This window comes from Nocardia asteroides, assembly GCF_900637185.1.
Lineage (GTDB): Bacteria > Actinomycetota > Actinomycetes > Mycobacteriales > Mycobacteriaceae > Nocardia > Nocardia asteroides.
Genome location: NZ_LR134352.1, coordinates 96,006 through 121,932, shown reverse-complemented (window position 1 = coordinate 121,932; position 25,927 = coordinate 96,006). Strand labels below are relative to the sequence as shown.

The 25,927-nt window shown below is 68.6% G+C and carries 27 protein-coding genes; 16 read left to right on the top strand and 11 right to left on the bottom strand.

Annotated features, from left to right (window positions below):
- Positions 1-55 precede the first annotated feature (55 nt).
- Positions 56-541 (bottom strand): DUF2505 domain-containing protein, encoded by a 486-nt coding sequence (locus tag EL493_RS00655; RefSeq protein ID WP_019049502.1) that lies wholly within the window; start codon positions 539-541, stop codon positions 56-58.
- On the opposite strand from EL493_RS00655, the gene EL493_RS00650 reads away from it, so the two are divergent.
- A complete protein-coding gene (locus EL493_RS00650) occupies positions 540-1,673 on the top strand; it encodes a UDP-N-acetylmuramate dehydrogenase (RefSeq protein WP_022566167.1) in 1,134 nt (377 codons plus the stop codon). The genes EL493_RS00655 and EL493_RS00650 overlap by 2 nt on opposite strands.
- A gap of 115 nt (positions 1,674-1,788) precedes the next feature.
- Complete coding sequence (locus EL493_RS00645; protein WP_030201250.1) at positions 1,789-3,003, top strand: L,D-transpeptidase; 1,215 nt, start codon at positions 1,789-1,791, stop codon at positions 3,001-3,003.
- Positions 3,004-3,061: 58 nt separating this feature from the next.
- On the opposite strand, the gene EL493_RS00640 is transcribed toward EL493_RS00645, so the two are convergent.
- Positions 3,062-4,414, bottom strand: a complete 1,353-nt coding sequence (locus EL493_RS00640; protein WP_019049499.1) for an MFS transporter — start codon at positions 4,412-4,414, stop codon at positions 3,062-3,064.
- A gap of 179 nt (positions 4,415-4,593) precedes the next feature.
- Here EL493_RS00640 and EL493_RS00635 point away from each other — a divergent pair, with 179 nt between their 5' ends.
- Together EL493_RS00635 and EL493_RS00630 are read left to right on the top strand one after the other, a co-directional pair.
- Entirely contained in the window at positions 4,594-5,196 is a 603-nt protein-coding gene (locus EL493_RS00635; RefSeq protein WP_019049498.1) for an NADPH-dependent FMN reductase, read from the top strand.
- 5 nt (positions 5,197-5,201) lie between these two features.
- Entirely contained in the window at positions 5,202-6,653 is a 1,452-nt protein-coding gene (locus EL493_RS00630; RefSeq protein ID WP_022566169.1) for a DHA2 family efflux MFS transporter permease subunit, read from the top strand.
- Positions 6,654-6,662: 9 nt separating this feature from the next.
- On the opposite strand, the gene EL493_RS00625 is transcribed toward EL493_RS00630, so the two are convergent.
- The 3 genes from EL493_RS00625 to EL493_RS00615 all read right to left on the bottom strand — a co-directional run bounded on the left by EL493_RS00625 (position 6,663) and on the right by EL493_RS00615 (position 8,238).
- Entirely contained in the window at positions 6,663-6,845 is a 183-nt protein-coding gene (locus tag EL493_RS00625) for a DUF1737 domain-containing protein (protein WP_022566170.1), read from the bottom strand.
- Between the two features lie 14 nt (positions 6,846-6,859).
- Complete coding sequence (gene mscL / locus EL493_RS00620) at positions 6,860-7,297, bottom strand: large conductance mechanosensitive channel protein MscL (protein WP_126405980.1); 438 nt, start codon at positions 7,295-7,297, stop codon at positions 6,860-6,862.
- Positions 7,298-7,503: 206 nt separating this feature from the next.
- Complete coding sequence (locus EL493_RS00615) at positions 7,504-8,238, bottom strand: SDR family NAD(P)-dependent oxidoreductase (protein ID WP_019049494.1); 735 nt, start codon at positions 8,236-8,238, stop codon at positions 7,504-7,506.
- An 81-nt stretch (positions 8,239-8,319) separates the two neighbouring features.
- Between EL493_RS00615 and EL493_RS00610 the strand changes: the two genes are divergently transcribed.
- The 5 genes from EL493_RS00610 to EL493_RS00590 all read left to right on the top strand — a co-directional run bounded on the left by EL493_RS00610 (position 8,320) and on the right by EL493_RS00590 (position 13,619).
- A complete protein-coding gene (locus tag EL493_RS00610; protein ID WP_019049493.1) occupies positions 8,320-9,144 on the top strand; it encodes an alpha/beta fold hydrolase in 825 nt (274 codons plus the stop codon).
- Between the two features lie 130 nt (positions 9,145-9,274).
- Positions 9,275-10,294, top strand: a complete 1,020-nt coding sequence (locus EL493_RS00605; protein ID WP_019049492.1) for an alpha/beta hydrolase — start codon at positions 9,275-9,277, stop codon at positions 10,292-10,294.
- 329 nt (positions 10,295-10,623) lie between these two features.
- Complete coding sequence (locus EL493_RS00600; RefSeq protein ID WP_074965386.1) at positions 10,624-11,613, top strand: alpha/beta hydrolase; 990 nt, start codon at positions 10,624-10,626, stop codon at positions 11,611-11,613.
- 156 nt (positions 11,614-11,769) lie between these two features.
- On the top strand, positions 11,770-13,128 hold the full coding sequence (gene mshA / locus EL493_RS00595) for a D-inositol-3-phosphate glycosyltransferase (RefSeq protein ID WP_030201245.1): 1,359 nt from the start codon (positions 11,770-11,772) through the stop codon (positions 13,126-13,128).
- The gene (locus EL493_RS00590; protein ID WP_022566171.1) at positions 13,125-13,619 is read left to right on the top strand and encodes a type III secretion system chaperone family protein; all 495 of its coding nucleotides are present in this window, start codon (positions 13,125-13,127) and stop codon (positions 13,617-13,619) included. Before mshA ends, EL493_RS00590 begins: the two co-directional genes overlap by 4 nt.
- Before the next feature lie 51 nt (positions 13,620-13,670).
- Here EL493_RS00590 and EL493_RS00585 read toward each other — a convergent pair whose 3' ends face one another.
- The gene (locus tag EL493_RS00585; protein WP_019049488.1) at positions 13,671-14,846 is read right to left on the bottom strand and encodes a lipase family protein; all 1,176 of its coding nucleotides are present in this window, start codon (positions 14,844-14,846) and stop codon (positions 13,671-13,673) included.
- Positions 14,847-15,047: 201 nt separating this feature from the next.
- Here EL493_RS00585 and EL493_RS00580 point away from each other — a divergent pair, with 201 nt between their 5' ends.
- Positions 15,048-15,935, top strand: a complete 888-nt coding sequence (locus tag EL493_RS00580) for an ROK family protein (RefSeq protein WP_019049487.1) — start codon at positions 15,048-15,050, stop codon at positions 15,933-15,935.
- A gap of 85 nt (positions 15,936-16,020) precedes the next feature.
- Positions 16,021-16,758: a phosphoglyceromutase gene (locus tag EL493_RS00575; protein ID WP_019049486.1), complete on the top strand. Its 738-nt coding sequence runs from the start codon at positions 16,021-16,023 to the stop codon at positions 16,756-16,758.
- A 51-nt stretch (positions 16,759-16,809) separates the two neighbouring features.
- Here the strand turns inward: EL493_RS00575 and EL493_RS00570 are convergent, their stop codons facing one another.
- Positions 16,810-17,910, bottom strand: a complete 1,101-nt coding sequence (locus EL493_RS00570) for a serine hydrolase domain-containing protein (protein ID WP_030201242.1) — start codon at positions 17,908-17,910, stop codon at positions 16,810-16,812.
- A 203-nt stretch (positions 17,911-18,113) separates the two neighbouring features.
- Here EL493_RS00570 and EL493_RS00565 point away from each other — a divergent pair, with 203 nt between their 5' ends.
- The gene (locus tag EL493_RS00565) at positions 18,114-18,461 is read left to right on the top strand and encodes a DoxX family protein (protein ID WP_019049484.1); all 348 of its coding nucleotides are present in this window, start codon (positions 18,114-18,116) and stop codon (positions 18,459-18,461) included.
- A 77-nt stretch (positions 18,462-18,538) separates the two neighbouring features.
- On the opposite strand, the gene EL493_RS00560 is transcribed toward EL493_RS00565, so the two are convergent.
- From EL493_RS00560 to EL493_RS00545, 4 genes are all read right to left on the bottom strand, one after another.
- Positions 18,539-19,066 (bottom strand): DUF3558 domain-containing protein, encoded by a 528-nt coding sequence (locus tag EL493_RS00560; protein ID WP_022566173.1) that lies wholly within the window; start codon positions 19,064-19,066, stop codon positions 18,539-18,541.
- 16 nt (positions 19,067-19,082) lie between these two features.
- Positions 19,083-19,583, bottom strand: a complete 501-nt coding sequence (locus tag EL493_RS00555) for a DUF3558 family protein (RefSeq protein ID WP_074965387.1) — start codon at positions 19,581-19,583, stop codon at positions 19,083-19,085.
- A 67-nt stretch (positions 19,584-19,650) separates the two neighbouring features.
- A complete protein-coding gene (locus tag EL493_RS00550; RefSeq protein WP_030201240.1) occupies positions 19,651-22,119 on the bottom strand; it encodes a TPR repeat region-containing protein in 2,469 nt (822 codons plus the stop codon).
- Positions 22,112-22,429: a hypothetical protein gene (locus EL493_RS00545; RefSeq protein ID WP_019049480.1), complete on the bottom strand. Its 318-nt coding sequence runs from the start codon at positions 22,427-22,429 to the stop codon at positions 22,112-22,114. The genes EL493_RS00550 and EL493_RS00545 overlap by 8 nt, the downstream gene beginning before the upstream one ends.
- A gap of 383 nt (positions 22,430-22,812) precedes the next feature.
- On the opposite strand from EL493_RS00545, the gene EL493_RS32125 reads away from it, so the two are divergent.
- Genes EL493_RS32125 through EL493_RS00530 form a run of 4 tightly spaced genes read left to right on the top strand, consistent with a single transcriptional unit; the run spans position 22,813 to position 25,863 of the window.
- A complete protein-coding gene (locus EL493_RS32125) occupies positions 22,813-23,175 on the top strand; it encodes a hypothetical protein (RefSeq protein ID WP_019049479.1) in 363 nt (120 codons plus the stop codon).
- Positions 23,172-23,813: a DUF3558 domain-containing protein gene (locus EL493_RS00540; protein ID WP_074965389.1), complete on the top strand. Its 642-nt coding sequence runs from the start codon at positions 23,172-23,174 to the stop codon at positions 23,811-23,813. Before EL493_RS32125 ends, EL493_RS00540 begins: the two co-directional genes overlap by 4 nt.
- A gap of 2 nt (positions 23,814-23,815) precedes the next feature.
- Positions 23,816-25,162 (top strand): hypothetical protein, encoded by a 1,347-nt coding sequence (locus tag EL493_RS00535; RefSeq protein ID WP_022566175.1) that lies wholly within the window; start codon positions 23,816-23,818, stop codon positions 25,160-25,162.
- Positions 25,159-25,863 (top strand): ESX secretion-associated protein EspG, encoded by a 705-nt coding sequence (locus EL493_RS00530; RefSeq protein WP_019049476.1) that lies wholly within the window; start codon positions 25,159-25,161, stop codon positions 25,861-25,863. Before EL493_RS00535 ends, EL493_RS00530 begins: the two co-directional genes overlap by 4 nt.
- Positions 25,864-25,927 lie beyond the last annotated feature (64 nt).

Sequence of the window (25,927 nt, the reverse complement as noted above, 5' to 3'; positions counted from 1 at the left end):
GGGACACGTTACCGGGGCGCCGAAATCGGGCGCCCCGGACCGGTGACAGCGGGCGTCAGCGGTTGGCGAGCCACTGCTCGGTGAAGCCGGCCTCGTTGTTCAGCAGCTCCAGCAGGTGCTCGGAGATCGCGGCCTCGATCTTGCCGCCGAACAGCGGGATCTTCACCTCGATGCTGCCGTTGACGGTGGCGGTGGAGCCGGTGCCGTCGGCGGTCAGGGCGATGGTGGCCGCCACCTTGGCAGGCGCGCCCTCGACGTGGGCCTCCACGGTGCCGGTGCTGCCGGTGTAGGTCTCGGTGCGCGGAATCACCAGGTCACCGGGGCGCACGGCGGTGATGGCGGGCGGGAGCTGGTCGGCGGGGATGGACTGCACCAGCTGCACGCGCACCTGATCACCGGTGGCGGCGAAGGAATCGATCCGGGCGCCGGGGCCGCCGACCTCTTCGATCCGAGCCTTCCAGTACTGCTCGTCGGCGAGCGCCGCGCGCACGGCCTCGACCGAATGGGTGTAGCGAGCGGTGAACGCCAGAGGTGTAGCCATGGGCGACACGCTACCGTCTGTAACCGTGCGAACAACACGGGTGGTGTCCTCCGATCAGGTGCGTGACCTCCTCGCCGATACCGGCGCGGTGGTGCGGGAATCGGTGCGTTTGGCCGAGCTGACGACCCTGCGGGTCGGCGGGCCGGCGCTGCTCGCCGTGTGCGGCAGCACCGAGGCGCTGATCGCCACGGTGACCGCGCTCGACGCCGCCGATATCCGGGTGCTGCTGATCGCGGGTGGCTCGAACCTGCTCATCGACGACGCCGGGTTCGACGGCGTGGCGGTGCAGGTGGGCAACACCGACGTGCGGCTCGGCGCCGACAGCGTGCTCGCCGAGGCGGGCGCGAACTGGGACGAGGTGGTCGCGGCGACCGTCGCGGCCGGGTTCGGCGGGCTGGAATGCCTGTCCGGTATCCCCGGCTCGGCCGGTGCGACGCCGGTGCAGAACGTGGGCGCCTACGGCGTCGAGGTGGCGAGCCTGCTGCGCCGCGTGCGGCTGCTCGACCGCAGGACCGGCGAGGTCCGCTGGGCCGAGCCGGCCGAACTCGGCTTCGGCTATCGGACCAGCGTGCTCAAGCACAGCGACGATGCCGTGGTGCTCGCGGTCGAATTCGCGCTCGACCCGTCGGGACAGAGCGCGCCGCTGCGCTACGGCGAACTGGCCAAGGCGCTCGGCGCCGCCGACGGCGAGACGCGCCCGGCCGCCGAGGTGCGGGCCGAGGTGCTGCGGCTGCGGGCGGGCAAGGGCATGGTCCTCGATCCGGCCGACAACGACACCTGGAGCGCCGGCTCGTTCTTCACCAACCCCGTCGTCGACGCCGACCGGCTGCCGCAGGTGCTGGCAGCCGTCACGGCCCACCTGGGCGAGGTGTCGGTGCCCACCTACCCGGCGCCCGACGGCACCAAGCTCTCGGCGGGCTGGCTGATCGAACGCGCCGGCTTCGCCAAGGGTTTCCCCGGCGAGCAGGCCGCGGCCCGGCTCTCGACCAAGCACACCCTCGCCCTGACCAACCGGGGCAGTGCCACCGCCGCCGACATCGCCGAGCTGGCCCGCACGGTCCGCGCGGGCGTGCTGGACCGCTTCGGCGTGACGCTGGAACCGGAACCGGTGACGGTCGGCCTGACCCTGTGAGCCCGGCGGTGGCGCGGCGCCGTCGGTAGCCCGGCGTACATTCGATGCCGTGAGCAAACCTTCGGTAACCGCCTCGTTGCGTGCGCGCGGGACGGCGGTTCGACGTGTGCGGCGCATGGCGGCCGCCGACCGGCGTGGCGTGGGCGTTCGTCGTGGACGGCCCGTGGTTGCGGTGATCTTGCTGGCCGTGCTGGCACTGCTGACCGCCTGCACCGTCGACCGGCCGGGCGCCGAGGACAAGCCCGCCGGGCCGATCGCCCAGGTGACCGTCACCCCGGGCGACGGCGCGACCGGCGTCGACCCGCTGGCGCCGGTGTCGGCGAGCGTCAGCGACGGCCGGATCGACCAGATCGCCCTCACCAACGCCAATGGCAGGCAGGTGCGGGGCGAGTTCGGTGCCGACCACGCCAGCTACCGGATCACCGAGCCGCTGGGCTACAACGCGAGCTACACCTGGACCGGCACCGCCATCGGCACCGACGGCAAGCCGGTCCCGATCGACGGCACCTTCACCACCCTGAGCCCCAAGTCGACCGTTCCGGCCACGCTCAACATCGGTGACGGCCAGGAGGTCGGCATCGCCGCGCCGATCATCCTGAAGTTCACCGGTCCGGTGACGAACAAGGCCGCCGTGGAGAAGGCGCTCACCGTCACCACCGATCCCGGCACCGAGGGTTCCTGGGCGTGGCTGCCCGACGACGGCGGTTCGCGGGTGCACTGGCGGCCGAAGAACTACTGGACCCCCGGCACCACCGTGCACGTGGCGGCCAAGCTGTACGGCGTGGACCTCGGTGGCGGCGCGTACGGCGACGCCGATCTCACCTCGGACTTCACCATCGGCCGCAGCCAGATCGTCATCGCGAACGCGCCGAGTCACCGGATGCAGGTGGTGCGCGACGGCGTCACCGTCTTCGACTTCGCGGTCTCCTACGGCGAGGGCAACGAGCCGCGCAATGTCACCCGCTCGGGCACCCATGTGGTCACCGAGAAGTACGAGGACTTCCTGATGTCGAATCCGCCGTACTACACCAACGTCCGGGAACGCTGGGCCGTGCGCATCTCCAACAACGGCGAATTCATCCACGCCAACCCCGAATCCCTGTCCGCCCAGGGCTCCTCCAACGTCACCAACGGCTGCATCAACCTCTCACCCGCCGACGCCCAGGCCTACTTCCCGACCGCCCGCTACGGCGACCCCGTCGAGGTCACCGGCACCTCCATCGCCCTGTCCCAAGCCGACGGCGACATCTACGACTGGGCCATCGACTGGCCCACCTGGCAATCCCTGTCCGCCCTCCCCACCAGCCCCGGCATCGCCGCCCCCCGCTAGCCCCCGATCGAACAGCGAACCCCGGCCCACATGGACCGGGGTTCGCGCTGTTCCGGGATCAGGCCAGGGCTGGGGTGCGGGTGGGCCAGTGGGGGTGGTTGGGGTCGATGACGTAGGGGTGGGTGTGTTGGTAGAGGCCGGGGCCGATCTGGATGGCGTCGGCCAGGATGGCCGGGTCGACGGTGCCGATCTCGTGGACGTGGGTGATCTCGGTGGGGTCGGTGCGGGGCCACAGCAGGAGCGCGGCGGCGGCGCCGAGGCCGGCGAGGGCGGCCAGGGTGATCCAGGTGGTGGTGAAGCCGGCGGTGGTGGCCAGCCAGCCGGTGATCGGGTAGGTGATCAGCCAGGCCAGGTGTGAGAGCGAGAACTGGGCGGCGAACAGGGCGGGCCGGTCCTGCGCGTGGGCCGAGCGGCGCAGCACGCGGCCGGTGGGGGTGAGGATCAGGCCGGTGCCCGCGCCGATGGTCGCCCAGATGGTGAGGGCGGCGGGCCAGCTGCCCGCGCCGGTGGTCGACAGGACGATCGCGGCGGCGAGACCAGTGACGAGGACGGCCGCGCCGGTGAGCATCACCGGACGTTCACCGCGCCGGTCCAGCAGCTTGGGCAGGGTCAGCGCGACGAGCATGGTGCCGAGGCCGTTGGCCGCCAGCAGCAGCGCGACCGCCGACTGGTCACCGCCGAGCACGTCCCTGGCGTAGTTCACGGTGTTGACCATGACCACCGAGCCCGCGGCCGCGACCACCAGGTTCAGCCCGAGCAGACCGCGCAGTCGCGGTGTCGCCGCGAACAGCCGCAGCCCGGCGGCCAGCCGCTGACCGATCGCGCCCGTGCCGGCCACGGCGTCCGGGATGCGCGCGCCCAGCACCAGGGCCACCGAGACCGCGAAGCCGATGCCTGTGCCGACGAACAGCCAGTGGAAGCTGATCAGCGTCAGTGCCAGCGCCGCCAGCATCGGGCTGAGCAGGGTTTCCATGGTCGCGGCCAGCTGCGACGCCGACAGCGCCTTCGTGTAGTCGCGTTCGTCGGGCAGGATGTCCGGCAGCACGGCCTGGAAGGTGGGGGTGTAGGCCGCCGAGGCGATCTGCAGCAGGGTGATCAGCACGTAGATCTGCCAGATCTGGTCGACGAACGGCAGGGCCAGCACGATCGCGCCGCGAATGCCGTTGAGCGCCATCAGGAACTGCCTGCGCGGTAGGTGCCCGGCGTAGGCGCCCGCGATCGGCGCGACGGTGACGTAGGCCACCATCTTGAGCGTCAGCGCGGTGCCGAGCACGATCGCCGCGTCGCCGCCCGCGAGTTCGTAGGCGAGCAGGCCGAGGGCGACGGTGGTGAGGCCGGTGCCGAACAGGGCGGCGACCTGCGCGGTGAAGAGCAACCGGAAGTCCCGGTGGGCGAACAATGCGGTGGACATGACGGCCGGCCCTCCAAGGGATGCATGGTCTTTTATCTGCGTACTGATGCAACTATATACCCATAGGGGGTATTCCGGTCAAGGGCTGGAAACCCGCCGCTTGACCTGAAGGATGGTTGAGGTAGCACCGTGGTGCGGAGCGGCGGCCGAGCGGCCGCCACCGAGCAAGAGGATGCAGCATGAGCGCCACGGCTGAGCACGTCAGCACCGCGAACGACCCGCTGCGGGTCACCGTCGTCATCGGCAGCACCAGGGCGGGGCGCTTCGGCCCGACGGTCGCCGACTGGTTCGTCCGCCAGGCGCGGCTGCGCGACACCCTCGCCGTCGACATCGTCGACACCGGCGCGGTCGAACTGCCCCTGGCCTTCGGCGCCGCGACCGACCACCCGTCCGTCGCCGCGGCGACCGACACCCTCGCCCGCGCCGACGCCTTCGTCGTGGTGACCCCCGAGTACAACCACAGCTACCCGGGCACGCTGAAGAACCTGATCGACACCCACCACACCGAATGGCAGGCCAAACCGGTCGGCTTCGTCTCCTACGGCGGCATCTCCGGCGGCCTGCGCGCCGTGGAGCACCTGCGGCCGGTCTTCGCCGAACTGCACGCGGTCACCGTCCGCGACTCGGTCGCGCTGCCGCACCCGTGGGGCCGCTTCGACGACGCGGGCGAGCTGCTCGACGCCGATGCCGCCGACACCGCCGCCGCGGTCCTGCTCGACCAGCTGACCTGGTGGGGCGAGGCGCTGCGCACCGCCCGCGCCGTCCGCCCGTACGGGAAGTGACGGCCATGCTCACCACGACCGCACCCACCACCCCGCCCGGCACCCGCGATCCGATGCGCATCGCGCTGGTGCTGGTGGTCGGGATGATCATGGCGACCCTCGATCAGACGATCGTCAACGTCGCCATCAACCGGCTCTCGATCGAATTCGACGCGGGCCTGAGCGCCATCCAGTGGGTGGCCACCGGCTACTCACTCGCCCTCGGCGCGGTGGTGCCGACCTCGGCCTGGTTGGTCGGCCGGTTCGGCGCCAAGCGGCTCTACCTCACCGCCATCGCCGCGTTCGCGCTCGGCTCGGTGCTGGCGGGGCTGGCCTGGAACCTCCAGTCGCTCATCGCCTTCCGGGTGATCCAGGGCGCGAGCGGGGGCCTGCTGATGCCGGTCGCCATGACCATCCTGCTGCGCGCGGCGGGCCCGGAGCGGCTGGGCAGGCTGATGAGCACGCTCGGGCTGGCCATCCTGGTCGGTCCGCTGCTGGGTCCGGTGATCGGCGGCTACCTCATCGACGAGGTGTCGTGGCGCTGGATGTTCCTGCTGAACCTGCCGCTGGGCGCGCTGGTGCTGGTGCTGGCCGCGCGGGTGGTGCCCGACGACGCGCCGGAGCCGCCGCGCCCGCTCGACGTGGTGGGGCTGGCGCTGATGTCGCCCGGACTCGCGCTGGTCATCTACGGCGTGACCGCGGCGGGGGAGAGCGCGGGCTTCGCGACGCCGTCGGTGCTGGTCCCGTTGCTGGCCGGGGCCGGTCTCATCGTCGCCTTCGTGCTGCGGTCGCTGCGCACCCCGGTGCCGCTGCTGGATCTGCGGGTGCTCGGCAACCGCACCACCGGCAGCTCCGCCGCGCTGCTGGCGCTGTTCGCCACCGGGTACTTCGGCTCGATGCTGTTGCTGCCGTTGTACTTCCAGGTGGTGCGTGGTGAATCCGCGCTGGTGGCGGGCGCTCTCGGCATTCCGTTCGCGCTGGCCTCGGGTGCCACCATGCAGGTGGCGGGCCGGTTGATCGATCGGATCCCGCCCGGGCGGTACCTGCCGGTGTCGATCACGGTGGCGCTCACCGGGTTCGTGCTGTTCGTCGTCCAGCTGGACGCGGACGCGCCGTACTGGGCGCTGGGCCTGACCATGCTGCTGATGGGCGCGGGCGGCGGCGGCACCATGATGCCGGTGATCACCACCGCGACCCGGCCGCTGAGCCGGGAACAGGCGCCGGCCGGCTCGACAGTGCTGAACATGATCAGCACCACGTCGATGGCGATCGGCACCGCGGTGAGTTCGGTGACGCTGGGCGCGCTGCTCCCGGTGACCGGCGGCCTCCAGGCCCTGCACGGCCTGGACCAGGCCGAACGCGCCGCACTGGCCCCGGCGCTGGCCGAGGCGTTCCAGCACACCTACGTGCTCGCCCCGATCATGATCGCGCTGGCGCTGATCCCGGCGCTGCTGTTGCCGCGCCGCGCGCCCGCGTGAGACCGGCCGCTACCCGGCCGGCCACACCACCGCCTGGGCGACGATCACGTTCGTACCGTCGAAAGTGACGGCGGGGCCCTCGTGCAGTGCGTAGCCGAGGGCCAGCGCCGCGCTCACCCGTCGGCAGAACGTCTCGTCGTCCGGGCCGGTCAGCACGCGGTAGCGCGGTAGCCCGTCTGGTGGTTCGGTCATAGGGCCAGTATCCGCTAGGCCGACTCGGTGGCGCGTTCCTTGCTCAGGGCCTCGGTCTGTTCGGTGCTGAGGCCCTGCTGCTTGGCCAGCAGGTCGCGGATCTCGATGAGCAGTTCGGTCTCGGTGGGCTCGGCGGCCTTGGTGGTGCCGAACTTGTTCTTCAGCGACTTCATCGGCAGCATCAGCACGAAGTACAGGACCGCGGCGACCATGAAGAAGTCGATGAACGCGGTGATGATCGGCCCGATCGCGATGAAGGTGGCCGGCTTGTCGCCGATCAGCTGGACGCCAAGGCCCAGCTCGTTGGTCGAGCCGAACACCGCGAGCAGCGGGTTGACGATCCCCTTGGTGAACGAGGTGACGACCGCGGTGAAGGCGGTACCCATCACCACCGCGACCGCGAGGTCGATGACATTGCCCCGCATGAGGAAGTCTTTGAACCCGTCGAACACGGACTTGACACTGCGCATCGGTGAAGTTCTCCTAGGACTGGCTATCGGCAAACGTGGAGATGTTAGCGACCGTTCCAGTCGGTAGCGAATTCACAGCTATGACTTCGGCGGTCCTGGGCAGTATCGGCGCCTGCGCGCCGGGCCGCCACTCGGACAGCGTGGGACCCCGGATCCGGTTGCCCGGGCCCGGGATTGAACACCGCAGGTCAGGAGCGTCGCGCGAAACTGCCGGGCCCGGCCTGGTCACGGGGCTTGACGACGATGGTGTCGAGGTTCACGTGCGCGGGCCTGCTCGCGACGAAGCCGACGATCTCGGCGATGTCCTGGGCGTAGAGCGGATCGATGCCCTGGTAGACCTTGGCGGCCCGCTCGGCGTCGCCGTCGAAACGGACCAGCGAGAACTCCGTCTCCACCGCGCCGGGCGCGATCTCGGTGAGCCGGACCGGCTGCCCGAGCAGCTCGTCGCGCAGGGTGCGGTGCAGCACGGCCTGGGCGTGCTTGGCCGAGGTGTAGCCGGAGCCGTTCGGGTAGGCGTGCAGGGCGGCGATGGAGGTGATGGTGACGATCAGGCCGTCCCCGGAGGCGATGAGCTTGGGCAGCAGCGCCTTGGTGAGCCGCAGCGTGCCCAGCACGTTGGTCTCCCACATCCAGCGCCAGTCGTCGAGGTCGGCCTCGGCCACCGAGGCCAGGCCCTTCGCGCCGCCCGCGTTGTTGACCAGCACGTCGGCCCGCTCGATCGCGTCGGTGAACGCGCGCACCGAATCCTCGGAGGTGACGTCGAGTTCCAGGGCGGTGCCGCCGATCTCCTCGGCGAGGCGCTGGACCCGGTCGAACCGCCGGGCGCCCACGTAGACGTGGTAGCCCTGCTTCGCGAGTTCCCGGGCGGTGGCCTCACCGATTCCCGAGCTGGCTCCGGTGACGACGGCGGTGCGAGTGCTCATGGGCACCGATCCTATTCGCCGCGGATTCGCCGTCGCCATGGCTGGGATCACCGTGATGTGAGTCGGCGTTAGCCTGTCGGCATGGCTATTCGCGATGCGGTCAGCGCTGACGGAACCAGGATCGTCTACCGGGTCACCGGTCCGGAGACCGGCAGGCCGCTGGTGCTGCTGCACGGCTGGGCGGGCAATCTGCGCTGCTGGGGCGCGGCGGCCGAGGAACTGGCCCAGCGCTACCGCGTCGTCGCCGTCGACCTGCGCGGCCACGGCTACTCCGACGATCCCGGCGCCGGTTACGACGATCCGATGGCCTGGGGCGCCGACGTCGCCGCGGTGCTGGCGGCCGAGGGCATCGAGTCCGGCGCGGTGTTGCTGGGCTGGTCCTACGGCGGCATCGTCGCCACCGACTACCTCGCCACCCACGGCAGCTCCGCGGTCGCCGGGGTGATCTACACGGGCGCTCCGGCCAATATCGGGCCGAACGTGCCCGGCGCCGCGCCCGGCCCGGCCATGGAGAAGGCCATCCCCGGCGTGTTCGACGAGGCGGCCGGTCGTGCGGTGCGCGGGTTCTCGGTGTTCGGCAATGCCAACACCGGCCCCGGTGCGGACAAGGGCGTCGACGCTCAGCGCCTGTTCGGCACGAGCCTGGCCACCAAGCCGTCGGTGCGCAAGGCGCTGTTCTACCGCACCGTCGACAACACCGAGACCCTGCGCGCCCTGGACGTTCCCGTGCTGGTCCTGCACGGCACCGAGGACCCCGTGGTGCCCGCGGCCAATGGCGTGTACATCGCCGACAATGCCCCTGACGCGCGCATCTCGCTGTGGGAGGGCGCGCAGCACGGCCTGTTCATCGAGGACGGCGCGCGCTTCTTCGCCGAGGTCAGCGCGTTCATCGACGAGCTGGACTGAGCCCCGCCGCCGCGCGCAGCGCCCCACCCTGTGAACTGTTGATGTTTCAGAAACTGCGGTGCGGCCCGGCGGCACTGCCTACCCTCACTCGCACGGACGCGATACTCGGGCCGGGCAGGGAGGTGACGCCATGGGCGTCGTTGCGCGATGTGGACTTCTGCTGGCGGCCGGGTTCGTCTGCGCGCAGGCGATCGCGGGCGCGGCGCCGCCCGATCCCCGCCTCGACCCGGCCCGGCTGATCTCGGCGACCCAGGGGCAGGGCCGGGTGGTGGACCTGGTCGTGCACTCGGGCGCGATGGGCAAACCGGTGCGCGTCGCGGTGCTGCCCGCCGCCGACCCGGACGCCGCCGCGCCGGTGCTGTACCTGCTCAACGGCGTCGACGGCGGCAGCGCCACCGGCGACTGGCGCGACGGCCACAACTGGCTCACCCGCACCGACGCCGAGCGCTTCTACGGCGACAAGCAGGTCACCGTGGTGATGCCGATCGGTGGCGCGGGCAGCTACTACGCCGACTGGCGCGCCGACGACCCCGTCCTGGGCCGCCAGCGCTGGACCACCTTCCTCACCCGCGAACTGCCCCGGGTGATCGACGCCGAATTCCACGGCACCGGCGCCAATGCCGTGGCGGGCGTCTCGATGGCGGGCACCGCGGCCTTCCAGCTCGCGCTGGCCGCGCCCGGCCTGTATCGCGCGGTCGCCAGCTACAGCGGGTGCGTGTCGACCAGCGGCCCCCAGGGGCGCGCCATCGTCAACACCGTGGTCAGCGGCCAGAACGGCGACCCGGTGAACATGTGGGGACTACCCGGCGACCCGCTCTGGGCGGCCAACGACCCCTTCCTGCACGCCGAGCGCCTGCGTGGCCTGGCCATCTACATCGCCTCGGGCACCGGCCTGCCCGGCGCGCTGGACACCCTCGCGGGGCCCGGCATCAACGGCGACTCGATGAAGCTGATCGACCAGCTCCTGGTCGGTGGCGCGCTCGACGCCGCCACCGGTCTGTGCACCCAGCAACTGGCCGCGCGCTTCGCCGAGCTCGGCATGCCGGCCTCGGTCGACCTGCGCTCCAACGGAACCCACTCCTGGGGCTACTGGAACGACGATATGCACCGCAGCTGGCCGTTGTTCGCCCAGGCCCTGCGGATCGGCTGAGCCGCGCGCATTTGCTATTCGATCGCGCCGCTCCCGTCACCCGTAAAAGGATTCCGGTGGGTCTTTTCACCGCGAATTCACAGCGATTCCGGTAGCTGTGACAACGATCATCGCCGCAGGTAGCCAGCGCTGTTGTGTGGATGGTGGTTTGGTGTGCGGCACCGACGTGATACGACTGTGATTGTGCTCGAGGAGCAGAGAGTTCGAACACACAGGCACGTGGAAAATCTTCTGGTAATCGTCACAATGTTTCGATGAATTCGTGTGTAGCGTTCGGGAATGCCGTTTGATCGCAGAGGAAGTGGGTTCGGCGTCGAGATCGGAGTTCGATGATGATCGGTCGCGCAGTCTGCGCTCGAATCGCCGGAATAGTGCTGGCCGCGCTGGCAGGCACGCTGGTGGTGGCGCCGGCGGCGGGGGCGGACGCGGTGGCGCGCATCGAGGATCGGCGCGTCGAGCCCGATCGCACGATCGACGTGGGCGTCTACTCGCCCGCGATGGACACCGTGACGCGCGTGCGGATTCTGCGCGCGGCCGATCCCTCGGCGCCCGCGCCGACGCTGTATCTGCTCAACGGGGTCGGCGGCGGCGCCGACGGAAACTGGCTCGACCGCACCGATGTCGTGCAGTTCTTCCACGACAAGCAGGTCAACGTGGTGATCCCGTTCGGCGGCGCCGGCAGCTATTTCGCCGACTGGCGGGCCGACGATCCGGTGCTGGGCAAGCAGCGCTGGACCACCTTCCTCACCCGCGAACTGCCGCCGGTGATCGATGCCGAGTTCAACGGCACCGGCGCGAATGCCATTGCGGGACTGTCCATGGCGGGCACCTCGGTGTTCCAACTCGCGCTCGCCGAGCCCGGCCTGTACCGCGCCATCGGCTCCTACAGCGGCTGCGTGCGCACGAGTGACATTCGCGGACAGGCGATCGTGAGCGCCGTCGTCGGCAGCAGGCTCGGCAATGTCCGCAACATGTGGGGCCCGCCCACCGACCCGGCGTGGTCGGCGCACGACCCGTATCTGCACGCCGAAACCCTGCGCGGCACCGCGGTGTATCTGTCCTCGGGCAACGGCATTCCGGGCCCGTTCGACACCGTCGAACCGGGCGACGACCCGGTGCAGCGGACCCTCGAGATGCTCTTCGGCGCCTCGCTCGAGGCCGTCACCGCCACCTGCACCCAGCAGCTGCGCGACCGGTTGCAGACCCTCGGCATCCCGGCCACTGTCGACCTGCGCGCCAACGGCACCCACTCGTGGGGCTACTGGGAGCAGGATCTGCACAAGTCGTGGCCCCTGTTCGAGGCGGCGCTGCGGCGCTGAGCGCGGCCCGAGCGCGATGTCCGAAATTCGCTCGCGTCACCAGCGCGGATCGGGCAGGCTCGATCGCGACGAACACGTGAACTCACTCACGAACAGCCTGTGACGACCGTCACCGATCCCGGTAGGGATGTCGGCGGCGGCGTCGCGGCGTGCACACTGGAGGGTGTGAGTCAGCGTCGTCCGGAAATAGTGCCCCACCGTATCGCGGTGCTGTCGGTGCATACCTCGCCGCTGGCGCAACCCGGCACCGGCGACGCGGGCGGCATGAACGTCTACGTCCTGCAGACCGCGCTCGAGCTGGCCAAACGCGGCACCGAGGTGGAGATCTTCACCCGCGCGACCTCGTCCGATCTGCCGCCGGTCGCCGAAGCCGGACCCGGTGTGCTGGTGCGCCACGTGGTCGCCGGTCCGTTCGAGGGCCTGGACAAGAACGACCTGCCCACCCAGCTGTGCCCGTTCACCGCCGAGGTGCTGCGCCAGGAGGCGCGCCACCTGCCCGGCCACTACGACCTCGTGCACTCGCACTACTGGCTCTCCGGCCAGGTCGGCTGGCTGGCCAGGGACCGCTGGCGGGTGCCGCTGGTGCACACCGCGCACACCCTGGCCGCGGTCAAGAACGCCGCGCTCGCCGAGGGTGACGCCCCCGAACCGGAGACCAGGGTGATCGGCGAGAAGCAGGTCATCGCCGAGGCCGACCGGCTCGTCGCCAACACCGGCGACGAAGCGCGTCAGCTCGTCGACCTGTACGGCGCCTCGCCCGATCGCATCGATGTGGTGCCGCCCGGCGCCGACCTCACCCGCTACCACCCCGGCGACAAGCTCGCCGCCCGCGCTGAGCTGGGCCTGCGGGCCGACGAGCAGGTCGTGGCCTTCGTCGGCCGCATCCAGCCGCTCAAGGCCCCCGATGTGCTGGTCCGCGCGGCCGCGGCCCTGCTGCGCCGCGATCCGAGCCGCAAGCTGCGGGTGCTGATCGTCGGCGGACCCTCCGGCAGCGGCCTGGCCCGCCCGGACGCGCTGATCGAGCTCGCCGCCGACCTCGGCATCACCGAGCAGGTCACCTTCCTGCCGCCGCAGCCCGCCGACCGGCTCGTGCGGGTTTACCGCGCGGCCGACGTGGTCGCCGTGCCCAGCTACAACGAATCCTTCGGCCTGGTCGCCATCGAGGCCCAGGCCAGCGGCACCCCGGTGCTGGCCGCCGATGTGGGCGGCCTCGGCACCGCGGTGCGCCATCGCGAATCCGGCCTGCTGGTGCCCGGTCACCGCACCCAGGACTGGGCCGACGCGCTCGGCTCGCTGCTCGACGATCCCGCGCGGCTGGCGCGGATGGGCACGGCCGCGGTCGCGCACGCGAGCAGCTTCTCCTGGGCGCACACCGCCGAGGGCCTGCTCGACAGCTACGCTGCGGCGATGGCCGGATTCCGCGCCGAACGCGGTCGGATCGCCCTGCTCGCGGGTGAGACCGGCCAGGCCAGATCACGGGCGCTGTGGCGGCGCCGGACGGGAGTACGCAGGTGAGCGCCGTATCGCAGGTGATCGACGAGACGCTGCGCGATCGCGAGATCGAATACACCCGGCCCGCCGACGACACCTTCATCGTCGTGCTGCCGGGCGAGCGCAAGCTCAAGACCACGGTGATGCTCACCGTCGGCAAGCACGGCGTGCGCATCGAATCGTTCGTCTGCCGCAAGCCCGACGAGAACTTCCAGGGCGTCTACAAGTACCTGCTGCGCCGCAACCGCCGCCTCTACGGCGTGGCGTACACCCTGGACAACGTGGGCGACATCTACCTGGTGGGCCGCACCTCGGCCGAATCGGTCACCCCCGACGAGCTCGACCGGATCTTCGGCCAGATCCTGGAAGCCGTCGACAACGACTTCAACATGCTGCTCGAGCTGGGCTTCGCCGAATCCATCCGCAAGGAATGGAAGTGGCGCGTCTCGCGCGGCGAATCGCTCAAGAATCTGCGGGCCTTCGAGCACCTGATCGACGAGGCCGACCAGGTCTGAACGGCCCGGTGCTGGGCGTGAGCAGCGGATTCGCCCAGCACCGGTGTCACGTCAGCAGTTCGTCGGCACCGGTTCGCCGCGGAAGCGGGACTCCACGTACTTCCAGGCGTCCACGAAGCCGGCCGCCGCGGCCGTCATGTGCTCGGAGATCTCGATCGTGGTGAGCTGCACCGGGGCGCCCTTGCTGCAGAAGTGCGCGACCGACTCGGCGACCGGACCGTACGGGGTCAGGGTGTCGTACTTGCCCTGCCAGATGTAGGTCGGCGCGGTGGGGGCGCCGGTGAAGTGCACGAGGCTGTTCTCGCGCAGCACACCGCGGGCCACCTGGCTGGTCATCAGTTCCTTGGACGCCGCCATCTGCTCGGCGTTGCGGAAGACGCCGTGGAACAGCAGGAATCGGCGGCACGCGTCCTTGGTGAACTCACGGAACCACAGGCCGTTCTCGTTGAGCTGGTCCGACACCGGCACCTGCTCGGGGTACTCGCGCTCGATGCCCATGGCGGCGGCGAAGGCCAGCCCGAAGCCCGGGTGCGGGGCGAAGCCGAGCGCGTCGGCCATCAGTTCCAGGTCGGCGGGGATGCCGCCGGCGACCACGGCCGCGAGCTTCAGCTCGGGCGCGTAGGTGGGCTGCAGCGCACCGGCCCACGCGGTGGCCATGCCGCCGCCGGAGTAGCCGGCCAGCGCCACCGGCGAGTTGCCGACGCCCAGCTCGGCGACCTTCTGCACGGCGCGCACGCTGTCCAGGGTGACCATGCCACTGAGCTTGGCGGCGCCGTAGGCGACCGTCGGGCCCAGGTAGTCCGGCACCGAGATGGCCCAGCCGCGCTGCAGCGGCAGCATGGCGCCGGGCGCGTCCTGGAGCTCGCCGTTGAACAGCGACTGCGAGGGGTTGCAGCGGGTGCCGATGGAGTTGATCAGCGCCTGGTACGACACCAGCGGCGGGTTCTTCACGCCGATCGGCATGAGCACCGTGGTGACGCCCATGATCGCGTTGCCCTGCGAGTTGGTGGAGCGGAACGCGATCTGCCAGCCCTCGGTGCCGGGGTAGAGCATGGTGTCGATGCGACGGGTGCGGACGACGTCGCCGGGCGCCAGCGCCGCGATGTCACTCGGTGCCGTGAAGAACGGATCCGGATCGGGAGTCGGATACAACGGGTTCGCGCCCGCTGGTGCGGCGAGGAACCCCACCGACAGCAGGCTCAACACCAGTACAACGAATTTCGACACAGCTATCCTTCATCAAAGTAGTGCTGCCCAACTGACCAGACCCGACCCGCGTCGAAGTATCTAACGAAAACGGCCCGCGCGTACCGACCAGTAGTCAAAGTGTCGCGTGCCACAAACTGTGAATTTTCACATCATTCGGTCCGGGCAGCCCCGGCACGCTGGGTTGATAGCACAAACGCACGTCAGGAGGACGGACCGAGGATGACAGCGCTCGCGCTCGATATCGGGGCGACGAAATTCGCTGCGGCACTCGTCGATCCGGACTACACGCTTCGCGGGGTGCGGCAGGCGCCCTCGGCAACCGCCGAGCCATGGGCGGTGTGCCGGGATCTGCTGCTCGCTGTGGCGGGGGACAACCCGGTGCGCGCGGTGGGGATCGGGTCGGCCGGTCCGATCGACGTCCCGGCCGGGACCGCGGCCCCGCTGAACCTGCCGCCGTGGCGGGACGGGTTCGCCGTCGTCGCGCACGTGCAGGCGCTGTTCCCTTCCGCCGTAGTGCGTTTCGCGATCGACGGCGCCTGTCTGGTGCTGGCCGAGCATCGCGTCGGCGGGTTGCGTGGGGTGGCGAACGGCCTCGCGCTGACGGTGTCGTCCGGGGTCGGTGGCGGGATCGTCGCCGACGGGCGAGTCCTGGTGGGGCGCACCGGAAACGGCGGTCATCTCGGGCACATCGTCGTCCCCGGTGACGACACCCCGTGCGGCTGTGGCGGTTTCGGCTGCGTGGAAGCCGTCGCCAGCGGGATGTCGGCGGCGCGCTGGGCGCGGGCGCGGGGGTGGACCGGCGCCACCGGGGCCGAGCTGGCCGAGGCGGCGCTGCGGGGCGAGGCGGTGCCGCTGGCCGCCATGGCCCGCGCGGGCACCGCGCTCGGGCAGGCGGTGTCGTCGGCGGCCGCCCTGCTCGACGTCGACCGGGTGGTCATCGGCGGTGGTTTCGCCCGGTCCGGTCCGCCACTGTGGGACCCGCTGCGCGCGGCCGTCGCCCGGCACGCGCGGCTGGAATTCCTGCGTGAGCTCACCGTCGAGCCGTCGGCCCTGACCGACGGCGCCACCCTCGTCGGCGCCGGGGTGCTGGCCGTCGACGCCCGGTGACCTCCGGCGCCGACGCGACCCATCGGTCGTCGGGTTCGACGAGGTGGCCTGCGCCCCGGCCCCGGCGAAATGCCAGAATGACCCCATGACCTACACCCTCGTGCTGCTGCGCCACGGCGAGAGCGAATGGAATGCCCTCAACTTGTTCACCGGCTGGGTGGATGTGCACCTGACCGACAAGGGCATCGCCGAGGGCAAGCGGGCCGGCGAGCTGCTCGCCGAGCACGACGTGCTGCCCGACATCGTCTACACCTCGCTGCTGCGTCGCGCGATCAGCACCGCCAACAACGCGCTCGACGCCGCCGACCGGCACTGGATCCCGGTCATCCGCGACTGGCGCCTCAACGAGCGGCACTACGGCGACCTGCAGGGCAAGAACAAGGAGCAGGTCCGCGAGCAGTACGGCCAGGACCAGTTCATGCTGTGGCGGCGCAGCTACGACACCCCGCCGCCGCCGATCGCCGACGACAACGAGTACAGCCAGGAAGGCGACCCGCGCTACGCGGGCATCGAGGTCCCCAAGACCGAGTGCCTCAAGGATGTCGTCGCCCGGATGATCCCGTACTGGGAGACCACCATCGCCCCCGAGCTGCTGACCGGCAAGACCGTCCTGGTCGCCGCCCACGGCAACTCGCTGCGCGCGCTGGTGAAGCACCTCGACAACATCTCCGACGAGGACATCTCCAGCCTGAACATCCCCACCGGCATCCCGCTGCGCTACGAGCTGGACGAGAACCTGCGTCCGGTCAAGCCGGCCGAGTACCTGGACCCGGAGGCCGCCGCCGCCGGCGCCGCCGCCGTCGCCAACCAGGGCGGCAAGTAGTAGTTCCCCCGAACCGGCCCCGCATCGTGTCCACGGTGCGGGGCCGGTTTTCTAATCGCACAGCGCATGGGTCAGCAGCGCGCCGATATCCTGCGCGGACGGCGTCCCGGTGTAGGTGAACGTGACCGCCCGCCCGCCCTCGGTCGCCCCGGCCACGGTGGTGAACCCGCGGACCCCACCCACATGGCCGACGAACCGCGTCCCACACGGCAGCTGCGCGTACCCCACCCCGAGCCCGTAGGACATCCCGTCCCCGCTGCCCATATCGACACCGTCGAGCATCTGCCCCAGTTGCGCGAGCGGCACCACCCGGCCCGCCCGCAGCGCCGTGAAGAACCGATTGAGGTCGGCCCCGGTGCTGACCAGCGCACCCGACGCCCACGGCACCGACGGCTCCATCGAGGTCTCCTCCGCCACACCGGTGTAGCCCGACGGATGCGGCTCGCGCAGCCCGGTCTCGCCGGTGGCCGGGAGATAGGTCCCCGACAGCCCCAGCGGCGTGAAGATCCGGTCGCCCAGCTCGTCGCCGTACCTGTTCCCGGTCACCGCCTCGATCAGCATCCCGGCCACGAGATAGTTGGCATTCGTGTACTCGAAGCGCGCACCCGGGCTGAACCGCGCCGGGTTCCGCAGGACGAGCGCGATCTCCTCCGTGGGCGTGAAGGTGCGGCCCAGCTCGACCGCCGTGTGCTCGTCGATCCCGTCCGGCGCGGTCGGCTCCGGCAGCCCGCTCCGGTGCCCCAGCAGCTGACGGACGGTGATCATCCGCCCGTCGATGCCGTCACCGGTGAGCAGACCCGGTAGGTACGTGTCCACCGGCAAGTCCAGGTCGACCCGCCCCTCGGCCACCAGTTGCAGGACAACCGCCGCGGTGAACGTCTTGGTGACACTGCCGATCCGCACATGCTGCGCCGAACCCACCGGCATCGGCGTCCCCGTCGCGAGCTCGGCAACACCCGCGGCGAGGACCGAGGTGCCGCCGTCAGCGGTGAGCGTGGCGAGCGCGCCGACCGCCCCTGCACGGACCAGTTCGTCGAGATCGCCCTGAACGCTGTCCGCACGGTGCGAAGGTGCCGCGGTCACGCCGACCGTGCACGCGGGCAACAGCGCCGCCACGACACAGATCGCGAGAACCAGAACTCGAGTACGCATGCCCCGACGGTAGAAACCCCCGCCCGCCACCCGCATCGGTCCGCAGTACGGCCCCACCCCGAACCCCAGTACTACCGGCGCGGCGAATTACCGAGCGCCACCCCCGAATTCGACATCCCACCACACCGATGTCACACCCACCCCCGCTACATCGTCACCTCGGCAGACGCCACGAACACCGCGCCCGCCGAAGGAGCCCCACCATGAACATCGCCTACCTCATCGTCACCGTCATCGCCGCCCTCTGGGTCGGCTTCTCGGCCCTCTCACTCCTCCGCCGAGCCCCCTTCGTCGTCGACCCCCTCATCGACTACGGTGTCCCCCGAACCTGGTGGACCCCCCTCGGCCTGGCCAAGGCCGCAGGCGCCCTCGGCTTGATCATCGGCCTCTGGATCCCCCTCGTCGGCATCACCGCCGCCATCGCCCTGATCCTCTACTTCACCGGCGCGGTAATCACCGTCCTCCGAGCCCACTCCTACAAGACCGTAGCCTTCCCGATCCTCTACCTGGCCCCGGTAGCCACAGCCCTAGGTCTGGGCCTGATCGCTTGAGCAACCCTGGTCTGGCGATCCTGGACATCGCCAGACCAGGGGACAGCCCGTGTGGAGAACTCAACCCTCGGTCACAGCTATTTCTGTCCCATTACCATTTCGATGAGGTCGTCGCTCATCTCGGTCGCTCTGCGGCATGAATAGTCCTCGTCGGGCAGTGGCAGCAGGCCATCGCTGTAGTAGACCATCAGGCGGAGCTCGTTCAATTCAACCTTGGTTGAGCACAGGTACTTTCCGGCCTGCGCGGGCGCTTCCCGCCACCCCGATATCTCTGCCGGATAACCTGAAATAGCTACTTTTCTTGTCGGTGGAAGTCCTGCTTCGTTGGCTGATACCTCTGATGGATTGTAGAGGGCGACAAATACCTTCGAATGCTCCGCGACGGTTCTTTTGTATTCGCACCCCGGAATATTGTTGTATTCCATTGTCGGTCGGCCTGGAGTCCGCATTGAATATTGTTCAACGAAACCGGAAACCAGATCTGTACACGGGTCGAATGTTAAAGGAACATCGTTGCTTTTGACCGAAGTGGATTCGGTCACGCCACATGCCACCAGTCCACCCATCGCGGCGGTGACCAAGGCGGGGGCGATGCGGCGTGACATTGGTCCGTTGTCACCGCTACCGCTCGATCATTCGCACAAGGTCTTCACCCATTTTCGCGGCATTCCGGCAGGAATAGTCCTCGTCGGGCAGTTGCAGCAGTCCGTCGCTGTAGAAGATGTACAGGGAGTCGGTGGCCAACTGGATCTGGATCGAGCAGTTCGGCTTTCCGGCCTGTCCCGGTCTTTCGTGCCAGCTCAACATCTCGGCGGAGCGTCCGCCGATCGTCAGCTTGCGCCTGGGTGGATGTTCGAGCTCATCGGCGGAGCCGAGGCGGGCATCGTTGAGCGCGATGACTACTTCGGAGTACTCCGATACGCTTCGCTCGAACCGGCATCCGGCGGCGTCTCGAAGCGACATCAAAGGCTCTTTCACGGGGGTGCCCGGCGCCTTCAATTGGTACTCTTCGACAAATCTGGACCCCAGATCCGTACACGGGTCGAAATCCACTGAAATCGATACTGTCGTCGTGGGGGCCTCGCTGGATACGTCCGGGCTCGCTGAGCAACCCACGGACATAGCGCAGATCGGTACCGCCGCAAGGGCTACGCCGCTCCATCTCCATTTTCCGAGTGGTCGCTTCATGTCACCCCGCCTTTCCTGTGACATATGCCTTCACCTTGGCCGGGTCGGAAATCAAGCCGCTGTTCAGCTCGTTCGAATGTGATCGACCGTATTCGGTGACATATCCCGCCAGTCCACGGTCGGCCAGGGTGTTGTTCAGTGCGGTGACCGCTGCTCCCGACATGCCGCCGATATCGACGATGCGTCCGTTCGAATCGAGATAGTCGATGCGGTTTCCGTTGGCATCGACGCCGTATGCGGGCAAGGTTCCATCCTTCATCATCTCCTGGAGGATGACGCTCCGGACTTCGTTCTCGGAACGGGTGGTCAGCGCTTCGCGATTCGGCGGTACGATACCTTCCTTTTCGGGCTCCGGGTTCCACTTCTCCATCGCCGCGTTGTACCCCTCGTCCTTGATGACTCCGAATACTTCGTTTCCGATCACTCCGGCGGGGGATTTTCCTGGAATTTCCAGATTGTCCAGGGTGAGCGACTTCACGATATCCGCGGCTTGCTGTCGGTTCTCGAAAGTCTTCGTCTTCTCGTCGAAGCTCGTCTGCGCATTCTGCTCGTCCTGCCAGGTCAGGGCGTTGTTGATGGCATTCGTGTAACGACCGTCGAGCTCAGCCAACTTGGGCGCGTTGTTCTGCAGCCATTCGGATGGATTGCTGCCACCTTCGGTCAACGCGCGGCCGATCATATTGGCCTCATATTCTTGACGGCTCACCTCGAGCATGAGACGTCCGCCGTCGGATTGGCCGGCGAGGAACAACAGGCGATTCGCATCGGTCTCCGACAGCTCGGCCAGCCGATTGTTCACGCCGGGCACGCTCGGATCGTCGACAAGCTTGGTCTCCTCGGCATGGCCCGAGATATACGAGTCGATGTTGTTTCCCATGATGTGTGCCATGGAATCGGCGAGCTTCGGGTTGGTGTTGAAGGCATCCACGCTTCGGTTGAAGACCGTCTTGCCGTCTTCATCCTTCAGCTCCGGACGCTCCGACGCGGATCCGTCGGGCGCGTCGCCGGTCGGTGCGAAGTAGTCGGGTAGCGCGGCCAGCGCCTCGTTCGCCCGCAGCCCCTCCTCGCCGGGCTTCTTGGTGTCCTCGGCGATCCAGTCGAGCAATCCTGATGCGGCCTGGCCGTCGTCCGGCCAATTGCTCCGGAAGACGGTGTTGCGGAATTCTTCCGCGTCGAACGGGCGGTCGTTCTTGTACTCGGAGCCGATGTCCGGGGTGGCGGGCAGGTCGTTGCCGGTCAGCAGGGAGTAGCTCACGTCGTCGTTGCGGGTAGCGACGTCGAGGAAACGCTGTGCGCCCTCTTTCATCTCGTCTTTGGAGCCGTCGGGGAAGCCGGGCGGCATCTGGCCGCTCATGTTCTTGTCGACGTTGTTGAGGTAGGACATCATGCTTTCGCTCTGGCGGCCCAGTTCGACGCCGAGCTGCTTGCCGGGCTGCATCCCTTGGTCGGACTGGCCGAGCAGCTCGCTGAACTGGCCCAATTCCTGATACCGACCAACCAGCTGATTGTCGCCGTTGTAGGCGCCGGTGAAGTCCTCGGCTCGGCCGGAGATGAGATTCTGCATGTCGGGCGGCAGGTTGGCGTAGGAGCCCTTGGACCCGTTGCTGGTGCCCACCTTCTCGTTGGTCATCGCGAGAATGGTGTTGGCGAGGTTGTTGCGCTGGCCCGCGGCGGTGGTGTCGCCGGCGTTCTCTCGTGCCAGGAGCTGTTCGTTCAGGCCGAGAATGCCGTCCTTGCCCGCGGATTGGAAGAAGGACTTGTAATAGTCCTGCGTGCTCTGCGGGAGCGTGTTGACTTCGTTGCCCGCCGCCAGCTGATCGACCTCGAACTGGGTCAGCGCGGGCTGCGGCATCTGGGCGAGGATCTCGTCGATCTTCGCCTTGTCGTGGTTCTTGACCGCCTCGGCGAGTTCGGCGCCGTCGTCCTTGCCGAAGCGCCCGGCCTGAGTGTCGGCCGCGCTGACGTCGAGGCTCGAACCGAGCAGGTCGCCCGCCGATCTGATCTCGGTCGCCTGGCCGGTGATGGCCTGGACGGCTTTGGTGACCGCGTCCTCGAAGGGGTACAGCGCGTTGTTGATCAAGGTTTGATGGTCGCGGCGCACGTCGGCTTCGACGTTGTCGTAGTCCATCACCTTCCACACGTCGTCGACAGTCATCCCGAGGGCCTGGGCGTCGGCGACCTTGCCCAGCAGCGTCGTGCGATGCGAGATGACGTTGTTCACCTCGTCGTTGAGGACGGTGACGAGCTCGTCGACCTCGAGTGCGAGCTTCTCGACCTGGACTCGGTCGTCGGCGACACGGTCGTAGGCCGCCAGATAGGCCGCGCCCGACCAGCTGGCCTGCATGTCCCGCATGTGGGTCATGGTCGTGTCGGCGCACACCACCAAGGCCCCGCGCGCCGCAGCGACCTGGCCGGCCCAGGTCTTGACCGCCTCCAGGTCCCACTTCTCGACCGCCGAACGCTTATGCACTGTGGATGTCCAGTTCCGAGAGCTTCTTGCCGAACTCTTCGTCGGTCATCTGCAGGTTGTCGGCACAGGTGGTGCACAGGGTGGCCACCTGCTTGTAGCGCTCGGCAGCGCGCAGGAAGGCGCCCTCGACAGCCAGGGCCGCCTGGGCAGCCGCTTCGGGGATCAGGAAGGTCGCGTCGTTCGTGCCGTCCGGGAGAGAGGCATCCAGCGAGCTCGCGCCCGAGCGGACGTCCAGCGCGTCGATGCTTTCGCCCGCGTTGGTGAGTTTCACCGAGAGCGCGCGTATCTGGTCGATATCGGCCTTGAGCATGGGTCTCCCATAGTTGACGACTCTTCGACGGAAGGATCTAGCCGCGTGGCGTACCAGTGTCTTCAGCTGATCCGCGGTGCCAGGTCGGGGTGATCGAGCGGCGTGAAATCGCAGCGGATACCGGTCGACGTGGAACGCCACACCGAGTGGCTCCTGCTTCGTCGGCCGGTCGCGACATTATTTCCCCCGTCTCGATGTCCCCGGCGTGGAGGCTACCAGTCGGTGGGTGCGTCGTCGTGGGCAGGAACGGGCGCTGGGTCCAGAGGTGTCGGGCGCGGCGAACGACCTGTTCGGCGGGTTGGTGGCTGGTCGAACATGGGCAGTGTCGTGGGTGGGGATTGAGCGCTAGGATGCCGAGGTACATCGTTGGGAGGGGAGCCCAAGTGGCTATCGGACAGGATGCTGCCGCGCAGCTGTGGAATGCGTCGGCGTCGGGGCAGTTGACGATGTCGCCGGATGCTGCGCGGGAAGTGGCGCAGTCGTATCTGCTGTTCGCAGTAAAATGCGGTGAATGGTCCGACGAGGCTGGACGTTTGCAGGACATACACGGATTCGGTGGATTGAACTCCTCCAAGTCCCTGCAGCAAGGCTTTTCGGACAAGGCGGCCGCGGCGAGGCAAGTGCTCGAGCAGCTGGAATCTGCGGCAACGAAGATGGCAGAGGGTTACCTGCAAGCCGCAGGAATCCTGGCCGAATCCGACCAGCTCTACGCGGACGCGTTGAGCAAGAACGCTGGGCAGGCATGATGTTGAAATCCGTAACGGTCACCTGCTGTCTTCTTGTCGCGCTAACCGCGTCCGCGTGCAATTCGTCGACGGAACCCGATAAGAACGAGCCCTCGAGCGCCGGGAACACGGAGAGTTCGGCCATGACGCAGGCGGCGCGTCCGACGCTGACCGACGCGAAACTGCAGCCTCCCCAGCAAGACAACAAGTACACGCAGACCACTGGTCGGCCGAAGGTTGTCTTCGATCCGTGTACCTGGATCAGCGACGCCGATATCGAGTCCGTGGGCTTTCGCCCCGGATCCCGTAAGCGTGGCGACGACCTCATCGCCGAGTACACCTTCCTGACCTGCGACTTCCGTACGCCAGACAGCGCGATGTCGCTCGGTCTGGACTCCGGAAACATCACGTGGGAAGAAGACCTCCAGAAGAACGGGCGGGTCCTGGAGCCGACCACAGTGAACGGCCGCCAGGCAGGGCTGATCCGGGGCGAGCAAGGTGATGAATCGTTGTGCAGGGTGCACCTGCGGACCAAGGTCGGAGTCGTCTTCGTTCGCACCCACAGTCTCGGGCTCGGCCGGAGTCAAAACCTCGACCCTTGCGCCAACATCATGGAAATCGCCTCGGTTGTAGAGAAATCCATCGGCAAGGAGAACTGACCATGGCAGACGGGGGGTTGGCACAGAATCCGCTGGCGCCGCTCTTGGCGGGGTTACCGGGTATGGGGGAGCGGGTCAGCGGGCAGCAGCAGCAGGCCGGTGCCGAAAAACAACAGGAATCGCTCAGCCATGACGGTACAGATCCGGCGTACATCACTGAGTTCGAGCCCTACGAGGGGATGTCGCACGAGGACATCTACAACGCTGTCCAGCAGATGCAGCCGGGGGTTATGCAGCACTTCGGCGATAGATGGGTCGCGATGTTTGTGGAGATGTCCGGCGCTGCGACGGGCTTGATGGTGCAGACGGCGCGCGCTGCGGCGAGTTTGGAAGGTGCATTCGCATCGGCTGGGCAGGCAGCAGGTAGGCAGTTCAGCGCCGACGTAGCAGATGTGTACACCGTATTGTCGACGGTCGGCCATCGTGTGAAGGCCGCGGCCTATGGTGCGGAGGCGGTCAAAGCGGCCGTGCCCGCACCGGCTGCTGCGACCACCGCCGACACCTCACTGACGCCGGTGCTGATCCTGGCTGATCTCGCGGCGCCCGGGAACGCGGCAGAGGCGGGTCGGCAGAAGGAAGAGGCACGTCAGCAGGCGATAACAACGATGAACCTGACCTACATGCCGACCTATGGCCCCGCCGGCGAAAATGTGCCCACCTTCGTCGCACCCACCCAGCCCGGCGCCCTCGACACCACCGATCCCGGAACCGGCGGCAACGGCGGCTCGAACAACAACAACAACGGTGGCACCACGGGCGGGGGCACCGAGAACCCCACCGACGAGGGCGCTACCGAGAACCCGGGTACGACCGAGGAGTCCACGGATCCGGGGACGACCGACGAGGACGACACCACGGCGGCGGGCACCGATTCCGGGAACAGCAACGGCGCCAACAACTCTCAGGGGCAGAACGGCAGCACCACCAATCCGGCGAGTACCAATCCGTCCGGGACGTCGCCCGCGTCGACCGCGCTGGGGACCGGTGGCGGGTCGCGCGGAACCGGTGGCGGCGGTGGGGGATCCAATCCGGGCGGCAGTACGCCCGGTCAGGGGAGTCCTACCCCGGGTAAGGCGGCGGCGGGGCAAAACCTCGCGGCCGCAGGCGGATCCGGTGCGGGTGGATCGGCGGCAGGCCGTGCTTCGGGTATGCCCATGATGGGTGCGCCCGGTGCGCGCGGCGGTGGCAAGGGCGACGACGATGATGAGCACAAGGCCCCCGACTATCTGCGCGGGGTACAGCCCGAATTGTTCGGCGACGACGTGCTCGCGGTGCCGGGAGCGATCGGCTCCGACGCACCGTCGACGCGCCTCGCGGAGCAGCAGGACGGTTCGGCGGAGGCCCCGTGAGCTGGACTTTCACCGCCGACGAGTTCTACCACGTCTGGCAGGAGGAGACCGGTGAGGACCGGTATCCGTTCCCGCTGACGAAGTGGTCGGCGGCACCGACCCAGGGCGAATTCGAGCAGCTCGCCAGGGCCGCCGCCCAACGCTGGCCCACCGGCGCCGACCCGGACCTGACCGCGGTGCTCCGGCACGCGGCCGAGCCGGATACCGCGATGGCCGTCTTCGACGCCGTCGGGCCCCGTCTGCGTGCTTATGGCGCGCGGACGGGGGAGCGCGGGGTGGTGCTGCGGCAGTACGACGACAACAGTGTCGAGGTGTTCTCGGGGAGTGCGGGGATGGTGGCGCGGGCGTTCGCGTCGTTCCTCGGGGAGTTGCCCGCGGGGCAGGCCGGGCATCTGGTCGAGGATGTGGACCGGCTGGCCGCGCACTACGAATCCTGGCAGCGCTCAGCCGATTCCGTCGCCTCGCGCATGGATCGGCTGGCCAAGGCCGAGCGGGCCTCGTCCGGGTACATCGAGGCGAAGGTGGGTCTGCACGCTCCGCGCGCGACGCCCGCGCGGTATCTCACCTGGATCGATGTGGCCGAGGACGGGCGCTACCTCACCTACCGCCGCTACCAGGACCTGCACATCGAACCGGTGGGCAAACAGCGCCTGATTGATGCGATCGAGTCCATCGCCACGCCTGCCCGGCACGACGACTGATCTGGAAGGGTGCGTCGGCCCGCCTGTCAGCAGGAGGGCGGCCGGCCTGGACGACTCGAAGGCT

Excerpts from the sequence above, each read along its gene's own strand:
- EL493_RS00540 (WP_074965389.1), top strand. The coding sequence starts at position 23,172 with ATGATGTTGAAATCCGTAACGGTCACCTGCTGTCTTCTTGTCGCGCTA.
- EL493_RS00650 (WP_022566167.1), top strand. The coding sequence starts at position 540 with ATGGGCGACACGCTACCGTCTGTAACCGTGCGAACAACACGGGTGGTG.
- EL493_RS00640 (WP_019049499.1), bottom strand. The coding sequence starts at position 4,414 with ATGTCCACCGCATTGTTCGCCCACCGGGACTTCCGGTTGCTCTTCACC.
- EL493_RS00555 (WP_074965387.1), bottom strand. The coding sequence starts at position 19,583 with ATGTCCGTGGGTTGCTCAGCGAGCCCGGACGTATCCAGCGAGGCCCCC.
- EL493_RS00635 (WP_019049498.1), top strand. The coding sequence starts at position 4,594 with ATGAGCGCCACGGCTGAGCACGTCAGCACCGCGAACGACCCGCTGCGG.
- EL493_RS00630 (WP_022566169.1), top strand. The coding sequence starts at position 5,202 with ATGCTCACCACGACCGCACCCACCACCCCGCCCGGCACCCGCGATCCG.
- EL493_RS00560 (WP_022566173.1), bottom strand. The coding sequence starts at position 19,066 with ATGTCACGCCGCATCGCCCCCGCCTTGGTCACCGCCGCGATGGGTGGA.
- EL493_RS00575 (WP_019049486.1), top strand. The coding sequence starts at position 16,021 with ATGACCTACACCCTCGTGCTGCTGCGCCACGGCGAGAGCGAATGGAAT.
- EL493_RS00645 (WP_030201250.1), top strand. The coding sequence starts at position 1,789 with ATGGCGGCCGCCGACCGGCGTGGCGTGGGCGTTCGTCGTGGACGGCCC.
- EL493_RS00570 (WP_030201242.1), bottom strand. The coding sequence starts at position 17,910 with ATGCGTACTCGAGTTCTGGTTCTCGCGATCTGTGTCGTGGCGGCGCTG.
- EL493_RS00565 (WP_019049484.1), top strand. The coding sequence starts at position 18,114 with ATGAACATCGCCTACCTCATCGTCACCGTCATCGCCGCCCTCTGGGTC.
- EL493_RS00610 (WP_019049493.1), top strand. The coding sequence starts at position 8,320 with ATGGCTATTCGCGATGCGGTCAGCGCTGACGGAACCAGGATCGTCTAC.
- EL493_RS00535 (WP_022566175.1), top strand. The coding sequence starts at position 23,816 with ATGGCAGACGGGGGGTTGGCACAGAATCCGCTGGCGCCGCTCTTGGCG.
- EL493_RS00580 (WP_019049487.1), top strand. The coding sequence starts at position 15,048 with ATGACAGCGCTCGCGCTCGATATCGGGGCGACGAAATTCGCTGCGGCA.
- EL493_RS00625 (WP_022566170.1), bottom strand. The coding sequence starts at position 6,845 with ATGACCGAACCACCAGACGGGCTACCGCGCTACCGCGTGCTGACCGGC.
- EL493_RS00655 (WP_019049502.1), bottom strand. The coding sequence starts at position 541 with ATGGCTACACCTCTGGCGTTCACCGCTCGCTACACCCATTCGGTCGAG.
- EL493_RS00605 (WP_019049492.1), top strand. The coding sequence starts at position 9,275 with ATGGGCGTCGTTGCGCGATGTGGACTTCTGCTGGCGGCCGGGTTCGTC.
- EL493_RS00600 (WP_074965386.1), top strand. The coding sequence starts at position 10,624 with ATGATGATCGGTCGCGCAGTCTGCGCTCGAATCGCCGGAATAGTGCTG.
- EL493_RS00545 (WP_019049480.1), bottom strand. The coding sequence starts at position 22,429 with ATGCTCAAGGCCGATATCGACCAGATACGCGCGCTCTCGGTGAAACTC.
- EL493_RS00615 (WP_019049494.1), bottom strand. The coding sequence starts at position 8,238 with ATGAGCACTCGCACCGCCGTCGTCACCGGAGCCAGCTCGGGAATCGGT.